Genomic DNA, 22,293 nt, shown 5'->3' on the forward strand with positions numbered 1-22,293 from the left:
TCAGGCTCAGTCAGTATCCGTTTTGAAAATGCGATTGCGATTGTTGAATTAGAGCGGCCAGAAAAACTCAATGCTTTGACACCTGAAATGATTGATCAACTTGAGGATATTGCAAAGTCACTTGATCAACGAACAGATCTTATAGCCGTCATCATCACGGCGACTGGCGATCGCGCGTTTTGTGTGGGTGCTGATATTCATGTATGGGCAGCGCTACAACCTATTGATATGTGGCGTTACTGGACCAGAAAAGGTCATCGCGTTTTTGATTTATGGGCAGGCTTACGTTTACCTGTCATTGCAGCCATCAATGGTCATGCATTCGGAGGTGGGTTAGAACTCTTAGCCACTGCTGATATTCGAGTGACTGACCCAAATGCAACATTTGCGTTACCTGAAGCTGGGATAGCAACTTGCCCTGGCTGGTCAGGAACACAGCGACTGGTCCGTTTAATCGGTGCTAGTCAGGTTAAATACTTAGCCATGACTGGCCGAAAAATGAATGCCGAGCAAGCTTTAAAGTTTGGCCTCGTACAAGAAATTAGTCATTCTGGCGAGGTTTTATCCAGTGCTATGCGTATCGCTGAAGAAATGAGTCACAAAGCACCAATATCGATCCAACTGACGAAACAGCTTATCGATGCAGGTGAGGGGCATAATTTAGCAGCGGTTTTAGAAGGAATGGCTGGTGCCCTTGCGGCAACCACTGAAGATGCAAAAGAAGGTTTAGCAAGCTTTAGTGAACGGCGTCCAGCTGAATATAAAGGAATATAAAATGAAATTCTTAAACTTAGCAAATCATACTCCCGTAATTGAACAACCATATCAAGGTCATATGCTCATTGATGGTGAACTATGCGCTTCACAACAAGGAAAAATCACTGAACGGAAAAGCCCTGCGCATGATGTAGTTGTCGGAATTTACCCAGAAGGTTGTCGCGAAGATGCTGAACGCGCTATAGAAGCAGCACGTAAAGCTTTTGATCATGGTACTTGGTCCAATCTATCTGGCAGTGAACGTGCAGAGGTATTAATACGAGTCGCGGAAGGTATTGCAAGTCGTGTTGAAGAAATGGGGTTGATTGAAAGCCTAGAAACAGGAAAACCACTCTTACAAGCGCGTAGTGAAGTCTCAGGTTGTGTCGATTTATGGAAATATGCAGCTGCACTTGCCCGAACTTTACATAGTGAAAGTTACAATAACTTAGGCAGCTCTACGCTTGGCGTTGTGATCCGCCAACCAATTGGGGTTATTGCGATGATCACGCCATGGAATTTTCCCATTTGGATTCTCAGTCAAAAATTACCCTTTGCTTTAGCGGCTGGTTGTACTGCTGTCATTAAACCCAGCGAATTAACCAATGGTTCGACATTAATACTGGGTGAAATTTTACGAGAAGCTGGTTTACCAAAAGGTGTAGTGAATATTGTCACAGGCTTAGGCCCTGCTGTAGGTGAACCCTTAATCCATCATCCTGATGTTGACATGGTTTCTTTTACTGGTTCAACACGTGTAGGCCGCCATATCGCAGCAGAAGCTGGTCGCTCATTAAAGAAAGTCGCGCTTGAGCTCGGTGGAAAAAACCCACAGATTATTTTCCCAGATTGTGATTGGGAGGCTGCTGTCGATGCTGTGGTATTTGGTGTCTATTTTAACGCAGGTGAATGTTGTAATAGCGGCAGTCGAATTCTTGTTCACAAAGACATTGTTGAGCGTTTTACATTGGCCGTAATTGAACGCTCTCAACAAGTGCCTGTAGGTGACCCATTACACCCTGATGTAAAAGTCGGTGCAATTACCAGCGAAGCTCAACTCAACATTATTCAAAGTGCGATAGAAAATGCCAAAGCAGATGGCGCATTGATCCGTTTAGGTGGGGCACGCATCCCCACAGCAAAAGGTATGTATTTTGAACCGACCATACTGAGCAATATTAAACCAAGTATGTCTATCGCCCGTGAAGAAGTATTCGGCCCCGTGCTATCCATATTGACCTTCGACACACTTGAAGAAGCCATCAGCATTGCAAATCAAACCAGCTATGGCCTATCTGCCGCTGTTTGGAGCAAAGATATTGATACTTGTTTGCAAGCAGCAAAAGCAATCCATGCAGGCACAATCTGGGTTAATAATTTTCTCGAAGGTTTCCCTGAGTTACCTTTCGGTGGATTCAAAGCCTCAGGCATTGGTCGAGAATTAGGTCTATCTGCAGTAGAAGACTACACAGAACAAAAAACCGTTCAATTCCATATCGGAGAAAGAACTCATTGGTGGCTTACCCAGACCTAAAAGTTTTTTATTTCAATTAAAATTGGAACGTTCCAAAAAGGAAAAATTATGACAAGGATTTCAACAATTAAACCGCGACCAGTAGCTCTCATTACTGGCGGTCGCAGAGGAATTGGAGCCTCCATTGTTATGCAATTGGCAAATCAAGGCTTCGATATCGTGTTCACCTGTCGCAGTGAAGATGCGATAAGCAAAGCATTATGTTCACACGTTGAGTCTATAGGTGGAAAAGCACTGGCAATTGCCAGCGAACTAGAACATTTAGACGCTCAAAAAGAACTGATCGAAAAAACCATCGCTTGGGGGGGAACAATTGATTGCCTCGTAAACAATGCTGGTATTGGTTCACCTTGCCGTGGTGACTTACTCGAAATGCAACCAGAAGCATTTGATTTGGTTCTCAATACCAATTTAAGAGGGACTTTTTTCTTAACCCAACAGGTCGCTAAACACATGTTAGCAGTCCCTTCCCCGCATTCTCGCAGCATTATCACGATTTCCAGTGTCAGTGCTGAAATGGCATCGACTGAACGAGGCGAATACTGTCTATCTAAAGCTGCGTTGGCGATGAGTACAAAACTTTTCGCCCTGCGCTTAGCAACAGCCAATATTGGTGTATTTGAAATCCGCCCTGGAGTTATTCGAACAGATATGACCGCAGGAGTTGCCAGTCAGTACGAGGAGCGATTTAACAATGGTCTTGTTCCAATGACGCGATGGGGAGAAACAGAAGATATCGCCGCCGTAGTAACCAGTTTGGCTTCTGGCAAATTAAATTTTTCTACAGGCTCTGTCATCAATACTGATGGTGGACTCTCAATTCCTACTTTCTGAGAAATACCATGAAATATGATTATATTATTGTAGGCGGTGGCTCAGCTGGTTGTGTATTGGCTAATCGCCTCAGCGAAGATCCTTCAATAAACGTCCTTCTGCTCGAAGCAGGAGGAGACGATAAACATCCGCTATATCGTATGCCTGCTGGTTTCGCAAAAATGACCAAAGGTCGTGGCTCATGGGGCTGGAATACAGTCCCCCAAAAACACCTCAACAACAGAGTATTGCGCTTTACTCAAGGTAAAGTGATTGGTGGTGGTTCATCCGTCAATGCTCAAATTTATACGCGTGGGGCTGCTGCGGATTATGATGAATGGGAAACTGAATGCGGCGCAAAAGGTTGGTCCTATGCTGGTGTTTTGCCTTATTTTAAACGTGCAGAAAACAATGAGCGTTTTGCCAATAAATACCACGCTTATGGTGGACCATTGGGGGTTTCTAACCCAATCAGCCCATTGCCTATTTGTGAAGCCTTTTTTCAGGCTGGTCAAGAGTTAGGTATTCCTTTTAATCCTGACTTTAATGGTGAAAAACAAGATGGCTTAGGCCATTATCAACTCACTCAATTACATGCCAAACGATCATCAACCTCAACAGCCTATCTTCAACCAGTACAGCATCGAAGTAACTTAACTGTTCTATTGAATGCCTTTACTCAACGCATCGTGCTTTCGGGCAATAAAGCTGTTGCGGTAGAAGTGGTTCATGCAACGTCCTCTAAATCTGGGATTTATCACGCAGAACGAGAAATCATTGTGAGTAGTGGTGCTATAGGCTCACCCAAGCTACTGATGCAATCTGGTATTGGACCTGCAGATCACTTACGTGATGTAGGTATTGACCTGAAACATCACTTGTCAGGCGTAGGTAATAATTTCCAAGATCATTTAGATTTGTTCGTGATAGCGGAATGCACTGGAAATCATACTTATGATGCGTATTCTTCACCATTTTTAGCGGCTTGGGCAGGTCTTCAATATCTCTTACTGAAAAAAGGTCCTGTTGCTTCAAGCCTTTTTGAAACAGGGGGTTTTTGGTATGCCGATGAAAAAGCACGCTCTGCAGATATCCAACTTCATCTCGGTTTAGGTTCAGGAATTGAATCTGGTGTTGCACATATGCGCAACCCTGGCGTGACGCTCAACTCCGCCCTATTGAGACCACGTTCACGAGGAACGGTAAGGCTTGCAAATGCCAATCCATCCAGTGCACCACTGATCGACCCTAACTATTGGGCAGATCCTTATGACAGAGAAATGTCGATGAAAGGATTGCGTTTAGCGCGAAAAATATTAAACCAACCTGCTCTTAAACGCTTTGTTTTGGAAGAAAAGCTTCCGGGAACTTCAAAATCAACGGACCAAGAACTATTTGAATATGCCTGTGCAAATGCCAAAACGGATCACCACCCTGTTGGAACGTGCCGAATCGGCAACGATGCTGATGCAGTCGTTTCAAGCGATCTCAAAGTACATGGAATTGAGGGATTAAGAGTTGTAGATGCATCTGTTATGCCACGAATTCCGAGCTGCAATACCAATGCACCAACCATCATGATTGCTGAGAAAGCAGTTGATCTCATTTTAGGAAAAACCTTGCACATAACGGATAGATCTCATGAAGATTCTCTTGCCTTCACAGAATGAAGCAACCCTAGAACAATATGCATTGAAATATGCACAAGCCCCTTTTGCATCACCCGTAAAAGAGCCGATGAATCGTATTGTCTATGCGGCTGCCCATGTTGTTGTAGAACCCACTCAGTCTGGAAATCCTTGGGATGAAACCCTTTCAATTGATTGGGATAAAACACTGGCGTTTCGTGAGTATTTATGGCGTTTGGGTTTTAGAGTCGCAGAAGCGATGGATACAGCGCAACGAGGTATGGGCTTAGGATGGAAAGAGTCTGCTGAACTGATTACTCGCAGTGCAGCACACGCAAAAACGATTCCTGGAGCAGCGCTTAGCTGTGGTGTTGGCACAGACCAGTTACAGGTGAATACAGAAACAACTTTGGATGATGTTCTTCAGGCATATAGAGCACAATTCGAAGTGGTAAATAACGCTGGAGTCAGTGCAATTTTAATGGCGAGTCGGGCTTTATGTGCAATAGCAAAAGATGCCGCAGACTATCAAAGCATCTATTCAACCTTGCTACAAGAAGCCAAAGACAAAGTCATTCTACATTGGCTTGGTGAGGCTTTTGACTCAAGTTTACATGGCTATTGGGGCAGTACGGATATTGCAACTGCTATGGAAACCGTCCTCTCTATCATTCACACCAATGTCGATAAAGTTGATGGCATCAAGATTTCTCTGTTGGAAGCAAAATGGGAAATTGAGCTGCGTCGTCGCTTACCTGAAGGGGTAAAACTTTATACAGGAGATGATTTTAACTTTGCTGAATTAATTGCAGGTGATGGCGAGCGCTTTTCACATGCATTACTTGGAATTTTCGATCCAATCGCGCCTGTTGCCGCCCACGCCCTTGCCGCTCTAGCAATAGATGATCTCAAACGCTATGAAGAGATTATCCAACCGACCGTACCGCTTTCTAGAGAGATATTCTGCGCACCGACTCGCTATTACAAAGCTGGGGTCGTTTTCTTGGCTTGGTTAAATGGTCACCAAGACCACTTCAGCATGTTAGGCGGAATGCAATCCGCGCGAAGCTTAGCCCATTACTGCAAAATTTTCCGTCTAGCAGATCAAGCTGGAGCACTTATTCAACCTGAGTTAGCCGTTAAAAGAATGAAGCAATTGTTAACTGTCTATGGAGGCATCGAAACCGAATAGACATCCTTGAGAGGAGCATAAACTCCTCCTTTTTCCCTCAAAAATAGAATAGGAAAATACACATGGACGTACAAAACAACACCATCAATGACCAAATAAGCCATTCAAAATCCGTGACGAGAATTGCTTTTATTTTAATCACCAGCTTGTTTTTTATGTGGGGATTATCACATGGATTACTGGATGTTCTAAATAAACACTTTCAAGACTCATTACACGTCACCAAAGCCCAATCTGGATTTGTTCAAGCAGCTTATTATGGTGCATATTTTTTAATCGCCCTGCCCATTGGCATATTTATGGAACGTTTTGGATATAAAGCCGGTATCCAAGTGGGTTTAGGCTTATTTGCCTTAGGTGCTTTACTTTTTATTCCTGCAACAAATGCCGCAGCGTTTAGCATGTTTTTATTTGCGCTATTTATACTCGCCTGCGGTTTAGGCTGTTTAGAAACTGCTGCAAACCTTTATGCATCGATATTAGGAGCGCCAGAACATGCAGAAAGACGTTTAAATTTCGCACAGTCTTTTAACGGCTTAGGGGTATTTATTGGTCCATTAATTGGAGGCGCCTTATTCTTTGCTCCAGCTATTTCTTTAGGCCAACTTGCAGTTGACCCCGTGATGTTTACCTATGTCTGTCTCGCATTTGTGGTTGTGATGATGATGATCATTTTTGCAAAAACACCACTTCCTGAAGTACAGATGAGTAAACATCAAAGCGATAAAATTAACCAAACACGCTCAATCTGGTCCTTCCCCAATTTTACCGGGGCACTCGTTGCACAATTTGCATGGATTGCTGCCCACGTCGGCATTTGTTCATTCTTTATCAATTTCGCGATTGATCATTGGGGAGGACTTACACCACAAAAGGCGTCATATTTACTTTCTGTAGGCTTGATCGTATTTATGCTAGGTCGCTTTGTGAGTACCTTTTTGATGCGCTTATTCTCTCCAATTAGCATGTTGATTAGCTACGCAGTGATGAATGTTATTTTGTGTGGGGTGGTTGTTTCTGGGATTTCTATTATTTCAATCTATGCGCTGATTGCGTCTTTCTTCTTCTCTTCAATTATGTACCCAACCATCTTTGCAATGGGGGTAAAAAATTTAGGGGTACATACCAAAAAAGCGGGTTCATTCTTAGTCATGACTTTAGTTGGAGGCGCTATTTCACCTTATTTCATGGGATTAATTGCAGATTTAAAAAATATTCAGCTGGCTTTCATCATTCCTACCCTGTGTTTTGCAGTGATCGGGATCTACGCATTGCTGCAAAACAAAACTTAATCAAGCACAACAAAAAAACTGGATAGTGAAAATATGATTCGACAAATAGAGAGCGCTTTACGTGAAGATGTTCGGCTTTTAGGGAATCTCTTAGGAGAAACCCTCAAAAAGCATGCCGATGTAAATTTATTCAATTTGGTTGAGCAGATACGGGCTTTATCTAAGGCGGCTCGGGATGGTCAAGTTGAAGCCGAAAAACAACTTGAGCAGATATTTTTTAATCTTACAGATCATGAAATTTTACCCCTGACGCGCGCTTTTTCATATTTTCTGAACTTTGCCAATATCGCAGAGCAATATCATGTTGTCCGTAATCGGCGTCAAAGTGAATTTAATCAACAACAACCATCACCTAATCCACTTGTGCCATTATTTGAAAAGTTTAAGCAACATAAAATTACTTCAAAGCAACTGTTTGAACAAATAACGCAATTAAACATTGAACTTGTTTTAACTGCCCATCCTACAGAAGTCAGTCGCCGAACATTGATCCAAAAATATGACAGCATCAATGATTGTTTGTCTAAGTTAGATCAACAAAAACTCACCCCTCATGAACATGACTTCGTCATAGAGAACCTAAAGAAATTAATTTGTTCAGCGTGGGAAACGGATGAAATTCGTCAAAAGCGCCCTACACCTATTGATGAAGCAAAATGGGGCTTCACCACGATCGAACAAACGCTATGGAATGCTGTACCGAAATTTATGCGTGAGTTAGATCGTCTGGTTGATCAAAATTGTAATTTACATTTGCCGTTAAATATTTCCCCGATCCGCTTTGCATCGTGGATGGGGGGAGATCGAGATGGAAACCCGAATGTGACGCATGAGATCACCCAAGAAGTACTCTGGCTATCTCGTTGGCAAGCCGCGAGCCTCTATCTTAGAGATCTTGAAGATCTTCGCTGGGAACTTTCACTTCAAGCCTGTTCTCAAGAGTTCCGTGACACATTAGGTTATGATCACCCTGAACCTTACCAAGAATATTTACGTCATACGCGCGAACGATTAAAAGCCACACTAGATTGGTTAAGCCAGAAATTACAAGGTATTGACCGTGATGATCACTTGAACTTGGTGATTCAAAATAAACATGACTTATTAGCACCATTATTACTGTGCCATCGCTCCCTAATGGCGTGCAACTTACCTGAAATAGCCAACGGCAAATTACTTGATTTCATTTACCGAATTAATTGTTTTGGCATTGAATTACTTAAGTTAGATATTCGCCAAGAGTCTGCTCGGCATCGCCAAGCGATTTCAGCCATTACCGAATATCTGGGTTTGGGAAATTTTGAATCATGGACAGAACCAGCCCGACAAAATTTCTTAATCCGGGAATTACAAAGTAAACGCCCTTTACTGCCTAAGCACTTTAAAAGCTCACATCTGGGTTTAATTGACCACCCTGATGTCAAAGAGGTGTTTGCCACCATGCGTATGCTTGCAGAGCAACCTGCTGAAAGCTTGGGTGCGTATATCATTTCAATGGCGGAATACCCGAGTGATGTATTAGCGGTTCTGCTTTTGCAAAAAGAAGCTGGAATTTTACAACCCTTACGTGTCGTTCCATTATTTGAAACGCTCAAAGATTTAGAGGGAGCTGCAAATACCATGGACACCCTCTTCCACATGGATTGGTATAAACAGCACATCCAAGCAAAGCATGAAGTCATGATTGGGTATTCGGATTCAGCCAAAGATGCGGGATTTATGTCAGCCAATTGGGCCCAATACCGTGCACAAGAGCAACTTGCTGCAATCGCCAAGGCCCATAATATTCAGCTTACCTTGTTTCATGGACGTGGAGGTTCAATTAGTCGCGGTGGTGCACCCACTCAACAAGCGTTATTTTCACAACCACCCGGTTCGATTTCAGGGGCAATACGTGTGACTGAACAAGGCGAAATGATTCGCTTTAAATTCGGTTTAGAGGGAATAGCCCTACAAAATCTTGAAATTTATACCGCAGCAACTCTGGAAGCAACCTTACTGCCACCTCCAATACCAAAGCAGGAATGGCGCGATTTAATGGATCAAATGACGGATATTTCAGTGAATGCTTATCGTAAAACGGTAAGAGACAATCCACATTTCGTACAATATCTCAGAACTGTTACTCCAGAGTTAGAGTTACAAATGCTCCCACTAGGTTCACGTCCTGCTAAACGGAGGACTGATGGTGGGATCGAATCTTTACGTGCAATTCCATGGGTGTTTGCATGGACCCAAATTCGTTTAATGTTACCCGCATGGCTGGGTACAGGTGCTGCAATTCACCAAATTCTAAATGAGGATAAAAAAGCCATATTAGATGAGATGCTTCTAGATTGGCCTTACTTTCAAACACTGATTGATATGCTGGAGATGGTGTTATCAAAAGCAGATTGCCATACTGCCCTTTATTATGAATCACACTTAACAGACGATGAAAATTTAAAAAATCTGGGTGATGAGTTACGTCTGAAATTGAAAGAAGCCATCAAAACACTTCTGTTCGTTAAAGGTGAATCTAAATTACTCAGTACAAATAATGTGCTTGATCAGTCAATGCAAGTCCGTAAACCTTATTTACATCCTTTGCATTTATTACAAGCTGAATTAATGAAACGTAGACGTCATTATTTAGCAGAACATCCTTTAGACACTACACCCGTGGATCAAGCTTTAATGGTCAGTATTACAGGGATTGCTGCGGGGTTAAGAAATACAGGCTAAATAACGAAAGATAAAATTCTTTCGCTAAGCCATTGTGAGAAAAACAGATCCATATATTTCTTCAAACAAAATTGGTCTTTGAGAATATTTATGAAAGTTATAATTGCACCAGATTCATTTAAAGATAGCTTATCTGCACAGGCAATAGCTGAAGCTATTGCCTGTGGATGGCAAAGCGTTTTTCCAGAAGCTGAAATTATCATTTGTCCTATGGCTGATGGTGGTGAAGGTTCGATTGAGGCTGTACTCGAAGCATGTGCTGGAGAATGGCGTGAACAGTCTGTTCAAGGTCCGCTTGGAGAATCAGTAATAGCCAAATGGGGATGGTTAAACACTGAAAAAATTGCCTTGATTGAAATGGCGCAAGCAAGTGGTATTCAATTAGTCAAACCATCTCAACGCAATGCATGTATAAGCAGTACCTTCGGTACAGGAGAGCTCATTCTTGCTGCACTCGATGCAGGTGCCAAAGAAATTGTTTTAACTGTAGGCGGCAGTGCTACAAATGATGCTGGCGCAGGACTTTTATCTACTTTGGGCGCTCAGTTACTCGATAAAAACAACAATGCACTCCCCAAAGGTGGACTCGCACTTCAGCACTTGGCAAAAGTTGATTTAACTGATTTTGACCCACGTATTCAAGAAACCAAATTTGTATTGGCTGCGGATGTCACCAATCCCCTCTGTGGTAAAAATGGGGCATCCTATGTTTTCGCTCCGCAAAAAGGGGCTACGCAGGATCAAGTATTACAATTAGATCAAGCACTTAATCACTTTGCCGACATTTCAGCACAATTATTAGCTGCTGACAAACGCAATGAACCAGGAACTGGCGCAGCTGGAGGGCTAGGTTTTGCGGCTAAAGCATATTTGAATGCTGAATTTAGATCGGGTATAGAGGTCATTGCTGAATTAAACCAGCTCTCTAACAAAATTCAGGGTGCCGATTGGGTCATTACAGGTGAAGGGAAATTTGATGGGCAAACTTTAAATGGCAAGACTCCTTTTGGTATCGCCCAAATAGCACAACGCGCAAATGTTCCCGTGATTGTTATTGCAGGAACATTAGGTGAAAATTATCAGGAATTATACCACTCTGGTGTTAGCGCAGCTTTTTCGTTAACTGCTGGACCTATAAATTTAGAAGAAGCATGTATGAATGCAGCACATTTAATTTATGAAAGAACAATTGATATTGCCAGATTAATTAAAATAAGTTCTGCAAACAAATAGCTCAGATCAATAGAGTTACATAAAATAATAGTGCAATTCTATTAAAATAAATTGAGCTTTATATAAATTGTTTCTTATAGGTTAAACGATACTCTCTTGGTGACATTTTCTTTAATTCTTTAAAATGTCGATTAAATAAAGCCAAAGAAGAGTAACCCACTTTTTCTGCTATATTAGATATAGCGATATTATTTTCTAAAATAAGCTCTGAAGCATGATTAATTATTAAGCTGATAATATAATCCATAGGTGATTTTTTTAAAATCTTCTTAAATGAGCGATAAAAAGTAGCAGGGCTAACACAGCACCTCTCAGCTAAACTCTCTATTGATATTTTTACATTATAATTCCTATCAATAAAGTCAATAACTTCTATAAAATTTTTTATTTTCTTATCATCTTCTGATGTAATATTGAGTTTATTGACATTCGAAATCGTCATATTTTCATCTTGTGAAAGCACCAAAAGAATATCAAGCAATCTCGGCGTCCGTTCTGGCCACCCAAGCACTGATATTTTATGAAAATTATCGATAACTTTTCGCTTAGCATTCTCACTAAATATGACAACATTATTTGACAATATCAATAAGTTATTCAAAGATCTCATTTCAGGAAAAAGCTCAACAACATTTTGAATCCATTCAATACTGACCCATATAACCAATGCAATATATGGCTCAGAATGATTAAACTTGCCTAAAGATTTCCACGTATGTGATATATTTGGTCCGATCATAACCAAATCATTTTCACAATAATCACTAATATCACTTCCTATATATCTTTTACCATAACTATTTAATGTTAGTGTAAATTCAATCTCTGGATGATGGTGCCATTGAAAAGGTATTCCTTCATCCATTTTTCTATTTAAAAATGACCATGATGAATATGGTTTTACAATAATTTTCTCATATTCAGATTTCATTATTATACTCCCTGATATATTGCAACTATAGTATCATTTATTGATAAATTAACACCTACTTAATATCTACAAAAAAAGCCATCCTAATTATTCTCATTTTTAACATACCATGGAAAGGTATCAAATGAATAAATCCACATTATTAGATAATCAAGAACATCAACAGAATTTACACAGTAATCATTCATTAAATATAATGGTTTTTGCGCTGTTTTTTCTATTTGGTAGCATCACAAGCCTAAATGATGTTTTGATTCCAAAACTAAAAGAAATCTTCCAACTTTCATATATGGAAGCCATGCTTGTTCAATCCGCTTTTTTCTTTGCTTACTTTGTTGCTTCTATCCCCGCTAGTCGATTGATTTATAAATTCGGATATGTACGCTCAGCCATTATTGGTCTGTTCGTTATGGGAATCGGATGTTTAGCATTTATTCCTGCAACCAATATTCTTATGTTTCCAGCTTTTTTATCTGCACTATTCATTCTTGCTGTAGGCGTAACCATCATTCAGGTGGTCACAAATCCATTACTCACCCAACTGGGTAAAGCTGAAACTGTTTCAAGCAGATTAACCTTGGGCCATGCTTTTAACTCACTGGGCACCACAATCGCTCCTTATTTTGGTGCAATCATCATCTTAGGAAGTATTGCTACAGTGGATACAACACAATTGAACAGTGTTGAAATGGCAGCATATTTACAAGAAGAATCCGCTGTTATTAGCCATGCTTATACTGGTATTGCCATTGTGATCGGCTTTTTTTGTATTCTACTGGCCCGCTTCAGGAATTATGGTCCTAAAAGCGTAATCCCAAGTGAACATAAAGGTCTCCGCTCATCACTAGGTTTACTTCGATCTCCAAGATTCGCTTTAGGTTTTATCTGTCTTTTTTTATATGTAGGGGCTGAAGTAACCATCGGTAGTATTCTGGTGAACTACCTATCTCAATCAGACATTATGAACATTTCAGCAGAACATGCTGGCAAACTCGTCGCCTTTTATTGGGGTGGCGCAATGGTCGCGCGCTTCCTCTGTTCAGCATTGATGAAAATCATTACTCCAGCCAAATTACTCGCAATATTTTCCCTTGCTGTTATGGCCCTTTTATTTACCAGTAGTTCTTTAAGAGGAAATATCTCAGGCATCGCGATCTTATCTGTTGGTTTCTTCAATTCGATTATGTTTCCAACCATTTTTTCCCTTGCATCTAAGCACTTAAGAGAAAGAGCTGCAGACGGTTCTGGCATTTTATGCTGCGGTATTGTTGGTGGAGCAATTATCCCACCTTTAACCGGATTTGTTGCAGATTTGAGCTCGTTAAGTATCAGTCTTTTTGTACCGATCATTTGTTACCTCGGTATTTTGGGATTTAGCATATTTTGTTCTAAACAAGGAGACTAAGCATGAATTGGTTACTCGTTGGTGCCAGTAATGTCGCACATGAATGGATTGTTCCAGCCATAAGAGCGATTGGAGATGAAGTGATTTCTATCGTCAGTGGTCACTTAGAACGTGCTCAGGATTTTGCACATCGGCATGATATTGCTAATTTTTCAACAGATTTAAATCAAGCACTTCGTCATGAAGAAATTGATGCTGTTTATATTTCCAGTACCAATTCACTTCACTTTGAACAGGCAATCGCAGCATTAAAAGCAAAAAAACATGTGATGTGTGAAAAGCCAATGGCGCTGAGTATCACAGATGCCAAAGAAATGATTTTCCAAGCAGAAGTTAATCAAGTGGTCTTAAGCGTGAACTATCACCTCAGAAATTCTGCTGTAATCAAAAAAATGCGTGAGCTTATTGTCAGTGATGCGATTGGCGATGTACTCACAATTCGATTTTGTCATGCGGTTTCTCTGCCTGAAAAGCTGCAAAGTTGGCGTATCAATACCCCTGCAGAAGGAGGGGTGGTTCTGGATATTACCGTGCATGACATTGATACGCTTCGTTTTCTACTCGATGATGAACCCATTTCGGTAAGCGCAATGGCTCAAACAGGGCTTATTAGTCCAAATAACATACCTGAAACTGTGATGGGGACGATTGCTTTTGCTAAAGGGACCTTAGTGAGCTTTTATGATTCATTTACCGCCCAGTATTTCCAAACCAGTATTGACGTTATTGGAACCAAAGGTACTTTATTGGCTCGTAATACACTTACACAACACGCGGTTGGAGAGTTACAACTAAATAATATTCATGGAACTCAAACCATTGATATTAAAAATGAAAACCTATACGTTTCTTCATTGCGAAAATTTAAAAATGCAACACAAAATCGTGGTCAGCCTGCTGCAACAGCCTATGATGGTTTACGCTCTTTAGAGGTTTCTCTAGCAATACAACAAGCAATTATAAATAAAACCAATGTCTTGGCAGTTACAGGAGAGTAGCCGTGTTTTTAAATCATCAGACGGATATTCTCATCATTGGATCTGGCATCGGCGGCTCAACAATGGCTGCTGGTCTTGCTCCCAGTGGGCTGAATATTCTTATTCTCGAATGTGGCATTCAACTACCTGACTCCCCGATCAATCAAGATCAAGATCAGATTTTTACAGAACAGTACTTTAAGCCCGATGAAGAATGGTTCGATAAGGATAAGCAAGCGTTTAAACCAGGGAATTATTACTATGTAGGTGGAAATTCAAAGTTCTTTGGCGCTGTTCTCGCAAGGTATCGTAAAGAGGATTTTCTAGAAATGGCACATGAAGGGGGGACATCTCCCGCATGGCCATTCTCATATGAAGCATTTGAACCGTGGTATACAAGAGCTGAGGCACTCTTTAAAGTCAGAGGTGACGATAAATTTGATCCAACCGAGCCTTATCATTCAACTCAATATCCATATAAAGCTATTGAAGATGAGACAGCGATTAAAGTAGTGAAAGAGCAATTAACGGCTCAAGGTCTTCATCCTTATCCTTTACCATTGGCAATTGATATTGAACAATGGAGACAAACAAGAAAAGTCCCTTGGGATGCACATCCTCATTTCTTCAATGGAAAAATTGATGCAGAAACAGGACCGTTGGCTCAAGCGATTCAATATAAAAATGTAAGATTACAGACCAACAGTAAGGTTATTCACTTAAAGACCTCGCCTACAACAAATCGTATTGAAGAGGTCATTTATGCTCATCATGACGAGCTCCAATCTATTAGACCTAAACTTGTCATTCTCTCAGCTGGAGCAATTCATTCAGCGGCTTTATTGCTTCGCTCAAAAAATCAAAATAATCCAGAAGGTCTATCAAATAGTTCAGGTATGGTTGGGCGAAACTTTATGAACCATAATTGTTCAGCAATTATCGGTTTTAATCATAGATATACAAATGATGCCATTTACTCAAAAACGTTTGGCATCAATGACTTTTATTTAAATGATGGTGCTGGTGGATTACCTTTGGGCAATATTCAACTTCTCGGTAAAGTTTCTGGGAAAATTTTGAAATCCAATATGCCCTTTATACCATCTTTTGCTTTAGATTATTTTAGTAGACATAGCATCGACTTCTATGCGATGAGTGAAGATCTTCCTTCTCCCAACAATCGAGTTTATGTTGAGGATGACAAGATAAATTTAGTTTGGGAAAGAAATAATTGGAGTGCACATCAGAAGCTGGTACACAAGTTTAGTGCTATTCTCAAAGATTGTGGTTTCTATTTCGTTCTGAATCAACCGTTTGATAAAAGGACACCGTCTCATCAATGTGGAACCATTCGTATGGGAAATAATCCCAAAGATTCAGCTCTCGACACATATTGTAGATCTTATGATCATGATAATTTATATGTGGTGGATGCCAGTTTCTTTCCGAGTTCTGCTGCGGTAAACCCAGCATTAACCATTGCAGCTCAAGCGTTAAGAGTTTCCCATCACATTCTATCTGCATCACCTTTTTAATTGAGTTATGCTAAAAAACTCGTATCAGTCTTGAAGATACGAGTTAAGCGTTTAATCCAGTAATCAGCACATTCAAAATACAGTATTTAAACGGTACCTTGTCATAGTAGCTGTTTCTAATCTCCCAGAAGGATTTGGTAATATTCACCAACAGCTTGTAAATGTACTAATCCTAAAGGTGATCTAATAATTCCACATAGAGGATAAAATGTTTGATAGAGAAGAAATTTTAAAAAAAGCTCGAGAACATTTTCAAAAATCGAGCTTAAATAAACGATGTCTAAAAAAATGCTTAAAACCATTACTTTTGGATAACGATCCAGAAGCAATTTTATTGCTTAATCTAATCAGTACAAATAAAAGTGAAGAGAAACAGATTTTACAATCTTTCAAGATTGCTAAGAAAGCGGCGGAAAGTGGCTTTCCTCCAGCAATATCCCATCTAGCTGAACTATATTACAATAATGGCTATAAAGAAAATGCTTATTCTTTATATCATAAAGCTGCTGATTTACAAGAAGCCCATGCTTTAAAAGTCCTATCAATAGCCTATAAGTTTGGTCTAGATGGTTTAGATAAAAACATCGAACTTTCAAATAAATATGAAGAATGCTTTTTAAAGGCAAAAAAATGGAATGTTCTTAATGGATATAATGATGAGTTTTTAATGTACGAATGACTTAAATTGTCAATAACTTATCTTTTTTGGCTCAAACCTGATCTGACAATTATCTATGTTTGACTGAGACTATTATTTTAAATCTAAGCTACTACATTTAACCGAAGCCTTATCATATCGAGGGACTCAATCTTAGAATCCAAGCTATGACGTATAGAAGATAAATAACATGCTACATCTAACCCTACGCAACGAACATGCAGATGACATTGAAAATATTTTCAATCTCACTCAATTGGCTTTTCTAAATGCAGCGCATACAGACCATACTGAACACTTGATCGTCAATGCACTCAGGGATGCAAATCAATTAACCATTTCAGTTGTTGCTGAATTGGATCAGCAGATTATTGGGCATGTGGCAATTTCACCTGTGGAGATTTCTTCTGGTGCACAACATTGGTATGGTTTAGGTCCAATTTCAGTTGCACCAGAATATCAACAGCAAGGGGTTGGCAAAGCTTTAATCCACCACGCATTACAGCAGTTACAACAATTCAATGCCGCAGGATGTATGGTCCTTGGCGATCCTGCCTATTATTCCAAATTTGGCTTTCAACCACATGACAGTTTGATCCTTGAAGGTGTGCCTGCTGAATATTTTCAAGCCCTTAGCTTTGACCAAAGCATTCCACAAGGAACGGTAAAATATCATCCAGCATTTGAAGTGAAAGCCTAATTTATTTCAAAATCGCAAAAAATAAAGGTGACTCAAGGTCACCTTTATAGATTTTAATTTGCGCTTAGAACGCTTTAGTTAAAGTAAATACGGCACCTGTTTCAACACCACGTTTCGCAGAGTTAGTGAATCCATCAGTATCAATATTGGTTCCGACTGCTGCAAGTTCCGCAGTGACTCCGGGAATAGATTTAACTGCATAGTTCACCCCGACTTTCCAGTCGACATAATTGTCTTTACCATCAGGTAATGCTTTTTCGTCCATTGTGGTATAGCCAACATTGGCAAGCCCACCAAAACCAGTATCACCAAATGGCGCTGAATAGCCAACGTTAAAATTCCAACTGTTCCCACCAACTGCTGCCCAGTCATTGGTATAGTTCACATTGGTCAACAAACTACTGCCTTTAACCAAGACATCGGCAAATATTAATTTTGCATAAAACTCAGTCCAGTTAAACTTACTGGTTGCACTTGGATAATTATATTCAACAACACCAACATCCAAAGTCGGTTTAAAGGTTGGAGATAATGCCAATGCTGTTGTATAACCAATAGATGGATCTAATTCTAAATGTGGATCTGCCTCACCAAAATTTACATTTGAACCCCAAAGAGCCGCATATAAACCTGAACTATGCGACAAGGTAAAACCCGCTTGTACTGCTGGATCGTTATAATTTTGAGTCATACCGCGGAAACGATAGTCACTCGTTACGGCAGCACTACCTGAAAAGCTTAAACCTAATTTCGACAGTGCGTTGTCTTCTGCCATTGCCATTGTTGCTGTAGACGATAGAACTGCCAATGTTAGTGCTTTAGTTGAGAATTTCATCTTAAGTGCTCCCCCATCATACGATGTTTATTTGTTATGCTAAAATTTGATGAACTCCCTAAGCAATTAGCAATTGCCATGCCAAGATGAAACTCAAGCTGTTTATAAAATTCAGAAATACGCAGTAATCTATTGATAATCAATATTTTAAAATTAAAATATTGTGGATATTTTTTTTTATTCTGCAATTGTTGAACACATGCTATTTCAAGCATCACTTGATGGAACTGATTCATACCGACCTACTTTAAACGTGGTTTTAATGCAAAGTAGTATGAAAAATCTAAGCGTAAATTTTCTATAATGTGCTTTATTGTTGTCATAAAAAGCGTATAAATATTGCTTTAGACTTTTTATATAAGATGATTTCAGGGGTGCATATTGTTTTTGCTCAGAAAAAGCACACAGTTTAAAAAATGCCTAAAAAAAGTGCATGCCCAATGTTCAGTCATACACTTAAATAAAATGAGTCAGGCTGAATGACTCACGCATGTTCATGTTAAAAACTATAAGCTAAACCAAAGACCAAATTGTCCTTATACGCTTCACCTAAACGATCTTTACCACCAACCACATAGTCTAATGAAGCTGAAACACCTGTATTGGCAATGGTTTTACTGACTCCCAAGCGTATTTCGCTCAATGCAAAATTCTGTTCGGTTTGCACAATACTGTCATCATGATGACTGTTATATAGAGATGCACCAATAGAAGTGTTAAAAATAAAATCTTGAACCAACGCATGACGATAAGCAATACTGAGATAAACATCACCAGCATTGGCAGCGGATGCATCAGCTAACATCACTGAAGCACCCGCAGTTAGATTCTTATAACTTAGCTCAGCAGATAGATCGGTATAGGTAGTTTTACGATGATCAGCTTGATCGGCATAAACAGTACCGCCTTTATGATAAACATATGCAGTGGTTTTTAAGTTATAGCTCCAATTTTGCGCAATTTCCTGAGCATAAGCTAAATAAAAATTATTTTCAAAACCATGATTTTGCGTATCATCTGCGGGGTTATAGCTCAGTGTAGAACCCCAATACCCCACTGTGATGCCACTTTTATGTGCATAACTTAAACCGCCTTGCGCAGCAATATCATCATTTTCAACTCCACCTCGATAGATATACTTGGATACCAGTCCCAGATTTCCAGAGATCGTGCCATTTTTAACCAAGACATTTGATTCGTCAGCAAATGTAGGGCACGACGCGATACAAATAGGCATTGCCCATAATAGTTTAGAAATAAGTGAGTTCATGATGTAAAACAGGTGGGCGTATAAATAAAGGCGAATTTTACTGTGTTTTTAAATTTTTGGTAAAAAACATGGAGATAAATTCAGCATATTTTTCAATTTATTTTATATTTCACATAAAATCATGATTTTAACAATTCTTTAGAATTTTTTTTCATAAGAAAAGAAATTAATATTGTGTAAAACATTACAGAAATGTAATATTTTTAAGCAAAAGAGATTCCCTTTTTATAGATTAAATATACAATTCATCCACAATCTGTTCTGAATTCGATCAGTCAGTGCAATCTATTCTCGTTCACGAGGCAATTCATGTTGAATGCTCCAAAACTTACTTTAGCTGTATTAATTAACGCGGTTCTAATATCCCCTACATTTGCTAGCGAACAAAGTGATGCAAAAGGGTTCGTTGAAGATGCCAAAGGTTCTGTATTGTTTCGTACAGGTTATATTCTTCGTGATAAAAAACATGGTATTGATGATCAAAGCTCATTTGCACAAACGGCAATTGTTGACTTAGATTCTGGCTTCACTCAAGGTATCGTCGGTTTCGGTGTTGGTGTAGTTGGCGATGGTTCTTTTAAAATCGGTCCAAACACCCATGCTGGCAATAATATGATTGCACTCAAAAATAATGGTGCAAGAGACGCAAATGGACGAGTTGATCCTTATGATCATTGGGCTCGTGGTGGCGCAAACGTAAAAGCTCGTTTCTCAAATACGACTGTACGTTATGGTACGCAAGTTCTCGACTTACCTGTACTGGCAAGTAATACAACACGTCTTGTTCCTGAATATTTTACAGGTACGTTATTAACCAGCCATGAAATTAAAAATTTAGAACTAGTTGCGGGTAAATTCACCAAAGACCAAATGTCTGATCAGATCAGTACTGATGGTAATAAATTAGATGATGCGATTGTTTGGGGTGCTAAATACAAATTTGATGACCAGCTTAGCGCGTCTTATTATGGTTTAGACTCTAAAAATGCGTTAGAACGTCATTATATCAATGCAAATTATAAATACCCATTGGCAAATCAAAGTTCTTTAACTTTCGATTTCAGTGGTTATCACACCAAGTTTGATAAAAATGCCAATACCTATTCTGCAACGGGTCCTGTCGATGTGGATTATGCAAGCACAGGTAAAGCAGGCGTAGAAAAAACCAATAATATCTGGGCATTGTCTTCTACTTATAATCAAGGTCCGCACACTGTTATGTTGGCTTATCAACAAAATACCGGTGATGTGGGTTATGACTATGGTCAAAATGCTGACGGTTTCCAAAGTATTTATCTACCAAACTCTTATATGTCTGATTTTATTGGTAACCATGAAAAATCAGCTCAAGTTCAATATAACCTAGACTTTAGCAATTATGGTGTTGCTGGCTTAAATTGGACCACAGCATTTGTTTATGGTTGGGATATTAAAGTCCGCAATGTAACTGATGATGCACAAGAACGTGAATTCTTTAATCAGGTGAAATACACCATGCAAAGTGGTTTTGCAAAAGATGCGAGCTTACGTCTACGTCACTCTTACTATCGTGCAAGTGAAGCGTATAATCCTGTCTATATTGGTGATACCAATGAATGGCGTATTTTCTTAGATATTCCTGTGAAATTTTTCTAATTTAGAATAAAGCCACAGAAATAAAAAAACCTGCATTGAATCATGCAGGTTTTTTTATGGGTTTGAACATTATTCAATCTTCAAACCACGTTCCAATCAGGCTTATTTTGCAGCTTCGATTGCTTTCAATACTTCAGCTTTTGCAACTTTAGAACCTTCCCAACCCGTCAACTTAACCCATTTACCAGGCTCTAAATCTTTGTAATGTGCAAAGAAATGTTCGATTTGGTTAATTAGCAAAGCTGGAAGATCTGAATATTCTTTCACATCTTTATAAAGCGGAGTCAATTTGTCATGTGGAACTGCGATCAGTTTCGCATCAATACCACCATCATCTTCCATGTTTAATTTACCAACAGGACGACAACGAATCACTGAACCATGTACCAATGGGTGTGGAGTTACAACCAATACGTCTAATGGATCACCATCTTCAGACAATGTATTTGGTACATAACCATAGTTCGCTGGGTAGAACATCGCTGTACCCATGAAACGATCTACAAATAAAGCGTCTGAATCTTTATCTACTTCATATTTAATCGGTGCAGCATTTGCTGGGATTTCGATAATTACGTAGATGTCATTTGGTGCATCTTTACCAGCAGGAATATTGCTATAGCTCATAGGATACTCTTTCAAGTGAGGTCTTATTTAAAATCTTGTCGATTATAACGCTAAATTGCGCAAACAGATGCGGATTATACATTTTGCATCATCAAAATGAATGAATTTCATCAAAACTGTTTAGACGATGCGAATAACCAATAACAATAAAATAATTGGGCAAGCTAAGGACAAAGCCCAAATAATGGTACGTAGCGCTGAAATATTGGCCAGATAGCAAATTCCATAAATAATGCGTAAAACGATATAGGCGATCCCTAACATCATAATCAGATGTTGTGATACCACCATATACTCTGCCATTAAAATCGCAGCAATAAATAAAGGTAAGCTCTCAAAACTATTCTGTTGTACTGCATTGGCACGTGCCGCCAAGCCTGTGGTTTTGGCTAAAAATTCACGTGGATTCTGATTATCAGCAGCTTTAAAACCACCAGACGCTTTCGCAATAATGGTAAAAACATAAGGAAGTAAACAGGCAATTAGAATTAAATATATGATGCCATCTATCCCAGACATGATTTTTTCTCATGAAGTGTTAATGCGAG

20 protein-coding genes are annotated in these 22,293 nt (G+C 39.5%); 14 read left to right on the forward strand and 6 right to left on the reverse strand.

Features of this window, described 5'->3' with window-relative positions:
* The first annotated feature begins 33 nt into the window (after positions 1–33).
* The 8 genes from AC07U8_RS19970 to AC07U8_RS20005 all read left to right on the forward strand — a co-directional run bounded on the left by AC07U8_RS19970 (position 34) and on the right by AC07U8_RS20005 (position 11,172).
* Complete coding sequence (locus AC07U8_RS19970; protein WP_494738616.1) at positions 34–774, forward strand: enoyl-CoA hydratase/isomerase family protein; 741 nt, start codon at positions 34–36, stop codon at positions 772–774.
* Between the two features lies 1 nt (position 775).
* Positions 776–2,290 carry an aldehyde dehydrogenase family protein gene (locus AC07U8_RS19975; RefSeq protein ID WP_494738480.1) on the forward strand — a complete coding sequence of 505 codons (1,515 nt, stop codon included), beginning with the start codon at positions 776–778 and terminating at the stop codon, positions 2,288–2,290.
* A gap of 48 nt (positions 2,291–2,338) precedes the next feature.
* Complete coding sequence (locus AC07U8_RS19980) at positions 2,339–3,124, forward strand: 3-ketoacyl-ACP reductase (RefSeq protein ID WP_494738481.1); 786 nt, start codon at positions 2,339–2,341, stop codon at positions 3,122–3,124.
* Positions 3,125–3,132: 8 nt separating this feature from the next.
* Positions 3,133–4,773: a GMC family oxidoreductase gene (locus AC07U8_RS19985; RefSeq protein WP_494738482.1), complete on the forward strand. Its 1,641-nt coding sequence runs from the start codon at positions 3,133–3,135 to the stop codon at positions 4,771–4,773.
* Positions 4,745–5,923: a dihydrodipicolinate synthase family protein gene (locus AC07U8_RS19990; protein ID WP_494738483.1), complete on the forward strand. Its 1,179-nt coding sequence runs from the start codon at positions 4,745–4,747 to the stop codon at positions 5,921–5,923. The genes AC07U8_RS19985 and AC07U8_RS19990 overlap by 29 nt, the downstream gene beginning before the upstream one ends.
* 62 nt (positions 5,924–5,985) lie before the next feature.
* A complete protein-coding gene (locus tag AC07U8_RS19995) occupies positions 5,986–7,215 on the forward strand; it encodes a sugar MFS transporter (RefSeq protein ID WP_494738484.1) in 1,230 nt (409 codons plus the stop codon).
* Between the two features lie 33 nt (positions 7,216–7,248).
* Positions 7,249–9,939, forward strand: a complete 2,691-nt coding sequence (gene ppc, locus AC07U8_RS20000; RefSeq protein ID WP_494738485.1) for a phosphoenolpyruvate carboxylase — start codon at positions 7,249–7,251, stop codon at positions 9,937–9,939.
* Positions 9,940–10,029: 90 nt separating this feature from the next.
* The gene (locus AC07U8_RS20005) at positions 10,030–11,172 is read left to right on the forward strand and encodes a glycerate kinase (RefSeq protein ID WP_494738486.1); all 1,143 of its coding nucleotides are present in this window, start codon (positions 10,030–10,032) and stop codon (positions 11,170–11,172) included.
* A 58-nt stretch (positions 11,173–11,230) separates the two neighbouring features.
* Here the strand turns inward: AC07U8_RS20005 and AC07U8_RS20010 are convergent, their stop codons facing one another.
* Positions 11,231–12,103: an AraC family transcriptional regulator gene (locus AC07U8_RS20010; RefSeq protein WP_494738487.1), complete on the reverse strand. Its 873-nt coding sequence runs from the start codon at positions 12,101–12,103 to the stop codon at positions 11,231–11,233.
* A gap of 124 nt (positions 12,104–12,227) precedes the next feature.
* Here AC07U8_RS20010 and AC07U8_RS20015 point away from each other — a divergent pair, with 124 nt between their 5' ends.
* The 5 genes from AC07U8_RS20015 (at position 12,228) to AC07U8_RS20035 (ending at position 17,378) form a co-directional block, all read left to right on the forward strand.
* The gene (locus AC07U8_RS20015) at positions 12,228–13,508 is read left to right on the forward strand and encodes a sugar MFS transporter (RefSeq protein WP_494738488.1); all 1,281 of its coding nucleotides are present in this window, start codon (positions 12,228–12,230) and stop codon (positions 13,506–13,508) included.
* Between the two features lie 2 nt (positions 13,509–13,510).
* Entirely contained in the window at positions 13,511–14,506 is a 996-nt protein-coding gene (locus AC07U8_RS20020; RefSeq protein ID WP_494738489.1) for a Gfo/Idh/MocA family protein, read from the forward strand.
* A gap of 2 nt (positions 14,507–14,508) precedes the next feature.
* Complete coding sequence (locus AC07U8_RS20025; protein ID WP_494738490.1) at positions 14,509–16,020, forward strand: GMC oxidoreductase; 1,512 nt, start codon at positions 14,509–14,511, stop codon at positions 16,018–16,020.
* 208 nt (positions 16,021–16,228) lie between these two features.
* Complete coding sequence (locus tag AC07U8_RS20030) at positions 16,229–16,699, forward strand: SEL1-like repeat protein (protein WP_494738491.1); 471 nt, start codon at positions 16,229–16,231, stop codon at positions 16,697–16,699.
* 169 nt (positions 16,700–16,868) lie between these two features.
* Entirely contained in the window at positions 16,869–17,378 is a 510-nt protein-coding gene (locus AC07U8_RS20035) for a GNAT family N-acetyltransferase (protein ID WP_209827757.1), read from the forward strand.
* 64 nt (positions 17,379–17,442) lie between these two features.
* Here AC07U8_RS20035 and AC07U8_RS20040 read toward each other — a convergent pair whose 3' ends face one another.
* The 3 genes from AC07U8_RS20040 to AC07U8_RS20050 form a co-directional block, all read right to left on the reverse strand.
* Positions 17,443–18,213 carry a TorF family putative porin gene (locus AC07U8_RS20040; protein WP_494738492.1) on the reverse strand — a complete coding sequence of 257 codons (771 nt, stop codon included), beginning with the start codon at positions 18,211–18,213 and terminating at the stop codon, positions 17,443–17,445.
* Positions 18,210–18,449, reverse strand: a complete 240-nt coding sequence (locus tag AC07U8_RS20045) for a hypothetical protein (RefSeq protein WP_209827753.1) — start codon at positions 18,447–18,449, stop codon at positions 18,210–18,212. Before AC07U8_RS20045 ends, AC07U8_RS20040 begins: the two co-directional genes overlap by 4 nt.
* 263 nt (positions 18,450–18,712) lie before the next feature.
* On the reverse strand, positions 18,713–19,483 hold the full coding sequence (locus tag AC07U8_RS20050) for a TorF family putative porin (protein ID WP_494738493.1): 771 nt from the start codon (positions 19,481–19,483) through the stop codon (positions 18,713–18,715).
* A gap of 309 nt (positions 19,484–19,792) precedes the next feature.
* Here AC07U8_RS20050 and AC07U8_RS20055 point away from each other — a divergent pair, with 309 nt between their 5' ends.
* A complete protein-coding gene (locus AC07U8_RS20055) occupies positions 19,793–21,118 on the forward strand; it encodes an OprD family outer membrane porin (protein WP_151801801.1) in 1,326 nt (441 codons plus the stop codon).
* A gap of 102 nt (positions 21,119–21,220) precedes the next feature.
* Here AC07U8_RS20055 and ppa read toward each other — a convergent pair whose 3' ends face one another.
* Together ppa and AC07U8_RS20065 are read right to left on the reverse strand one after the other, a co-directional pair.
* Positions 21,221–21,745 (reverse strand): inorganic diphosphatase, encoded by a 525-nt coding sequence (gene ppa / locus AC07U8_RS20060; protein WP_494738494.1) that lies wholly within the window; start codon positions 21,743–21,745, stop codon positions 21,221–21,223.
* A gap of 120 nt (positions 21,746–21,865) precedes the next feature.
* On the reverse strand, positions 21,866–22,264 hold the full coding sequence (locus tag AC07U8_RS20065; RefSeq protein WP_004725268.1) for an MAPEG family protein: 399 nt from the start codon (positions 22,262–22,264) through the stop codon (positions 21,866–21,868).
* Positions 22,265–22,293: the final 29 nt, after the last annotated feature.

It is taken from the genome of Acinetobacter sp. GW821-FHT01E09, assembly GCF_059422385.1.

Excerpts from the sequence above, each read along its gene's own strand:
- AC07U8_RS20045 (WP_209827753.1), bottom strand. The coding sequence starts at position 18,449 with ATGAATCAGTTCCATCAAGTGATGCTTGAAATAGCATGTGTTCAACAA.
- ppa (WP_494738494.1), bottom strand. The coding sequence starts at position 21,745 with ATGAGCTATAGCAATATTCCTGCTGGTAAAGATGCACCAAATGACATC.
- AC07U8_RS20035 (WP_209827757.1), top strand. The coding sequence starts at position 16,869 with ATGCTACATCTAACCCTACGCAACGAACATGCAGATGACATTGAAAAT.
- AC07U8_RS20040 (WP_494738492.1), bottom strand. The coding sequence starts at position 18,213 with ATGAAATTCTCAACTAAAGCACTAACATTGGCAGTTCTATCGTCTACA.
- AC07U8_RS20015 (WP_494738488.1), top strand. The coding sequence starts at position 12,228 with ATGAATAAATCCACATTATTAGATAATCAAGAACATCAACAGAATTTA.
- AC07U8_RS19975 (WP_494738480.1), top strand. The coding sequence starts at position 776 with ATGAAATTCTTAAACTTAGCAAATCATACTCCCGTAATTGAACAACCA.
- AC07U8_RS19985 (WP_494738482.1), top strand. The coding sequence starts at position 3,133 with ATGAAATATGATTATATTATTGTAGGCGGTGGCTCAGCTGGTTGTGTA.
- AC07U8_RS19990 (WP_494738483.1), top strand. The coding sequence starts at position 4,745 with ATGAAGATTCTCTTGCCTTCACAGAATGAAGCAACCCTAGAACAATAT.
- AC07U8_RS20055 (WP_151801801.1), top strand. The coding sequence starts at position 19,793 with ATGTTGAATGCTCCAAAACTTACTTTAGCTGTATTAATTAACGCGGTT.
- ppc (WP_494738485.1), top strand. The coding sequence starts at position 7,249 with ATGATTCGACAAATAGAGAGCGCTTTACGTGAAGATGTTCGGCTTTTA.
- AC07U8_RS20030 (WP_494738491.1), top strand. The coding sequence starts at position 16,229 with ATGTTTGATAGAGAAGAAATTTTAAAAAAAGCTCGAGAACATTTTCAA.
- AC07U8_RS20005 (WP_494738486.1), top strand. The coding sequence starts at position 10,030 with ATGAAAGTTATAATTGCACCAGATTCATTTAAAGATAGCTTATCTGCA.
- AC07U8_RS19980 (WP_494738481.1), top strand. The coding sequence starts at position 2,339 with ATGACAAGGATTTCAACAATTAAACCGCGACCAGTAGCTCTCATTACT.
- AC07U8_RS20010 (WP_494738487.1), bottom strand. The coding sequence starts at position 12,103 with ATGAAATCTGAATATGAGAAAATTATTGTAAAACCATATTCATCATGG.
- AC07U8_RS20050 (WP_494738493.1), bottom strand. The coding sequence starts at position 19,483 with ATGAACTCACTTATTTCTAAACTATTATGGGCAATGCCTATTTGTATC.
- AC07U8_RS20065 (WP_004725268.1), bottom strand. The coding sequence starts at position 22,264 with ATGTCTGGGATAGATGGCATCATATATTTAATTCTAATTGCCTGTTTA.
- AC07U8_RS20020 (WP_494738489.1), top strand. The coding sequence starts at position 13,511 with ATGAATTGGTTACTCGTTGGTGCCAGTAATGTCGCACATGAATGGATT.
- AC07U8_RS19995 (WP_494738484.1), top strand. The coding sequence starts at position 5,986 with ATGGACGTACAAAACAACACCATCAATGACCAAATAAGCCATTCAAAA.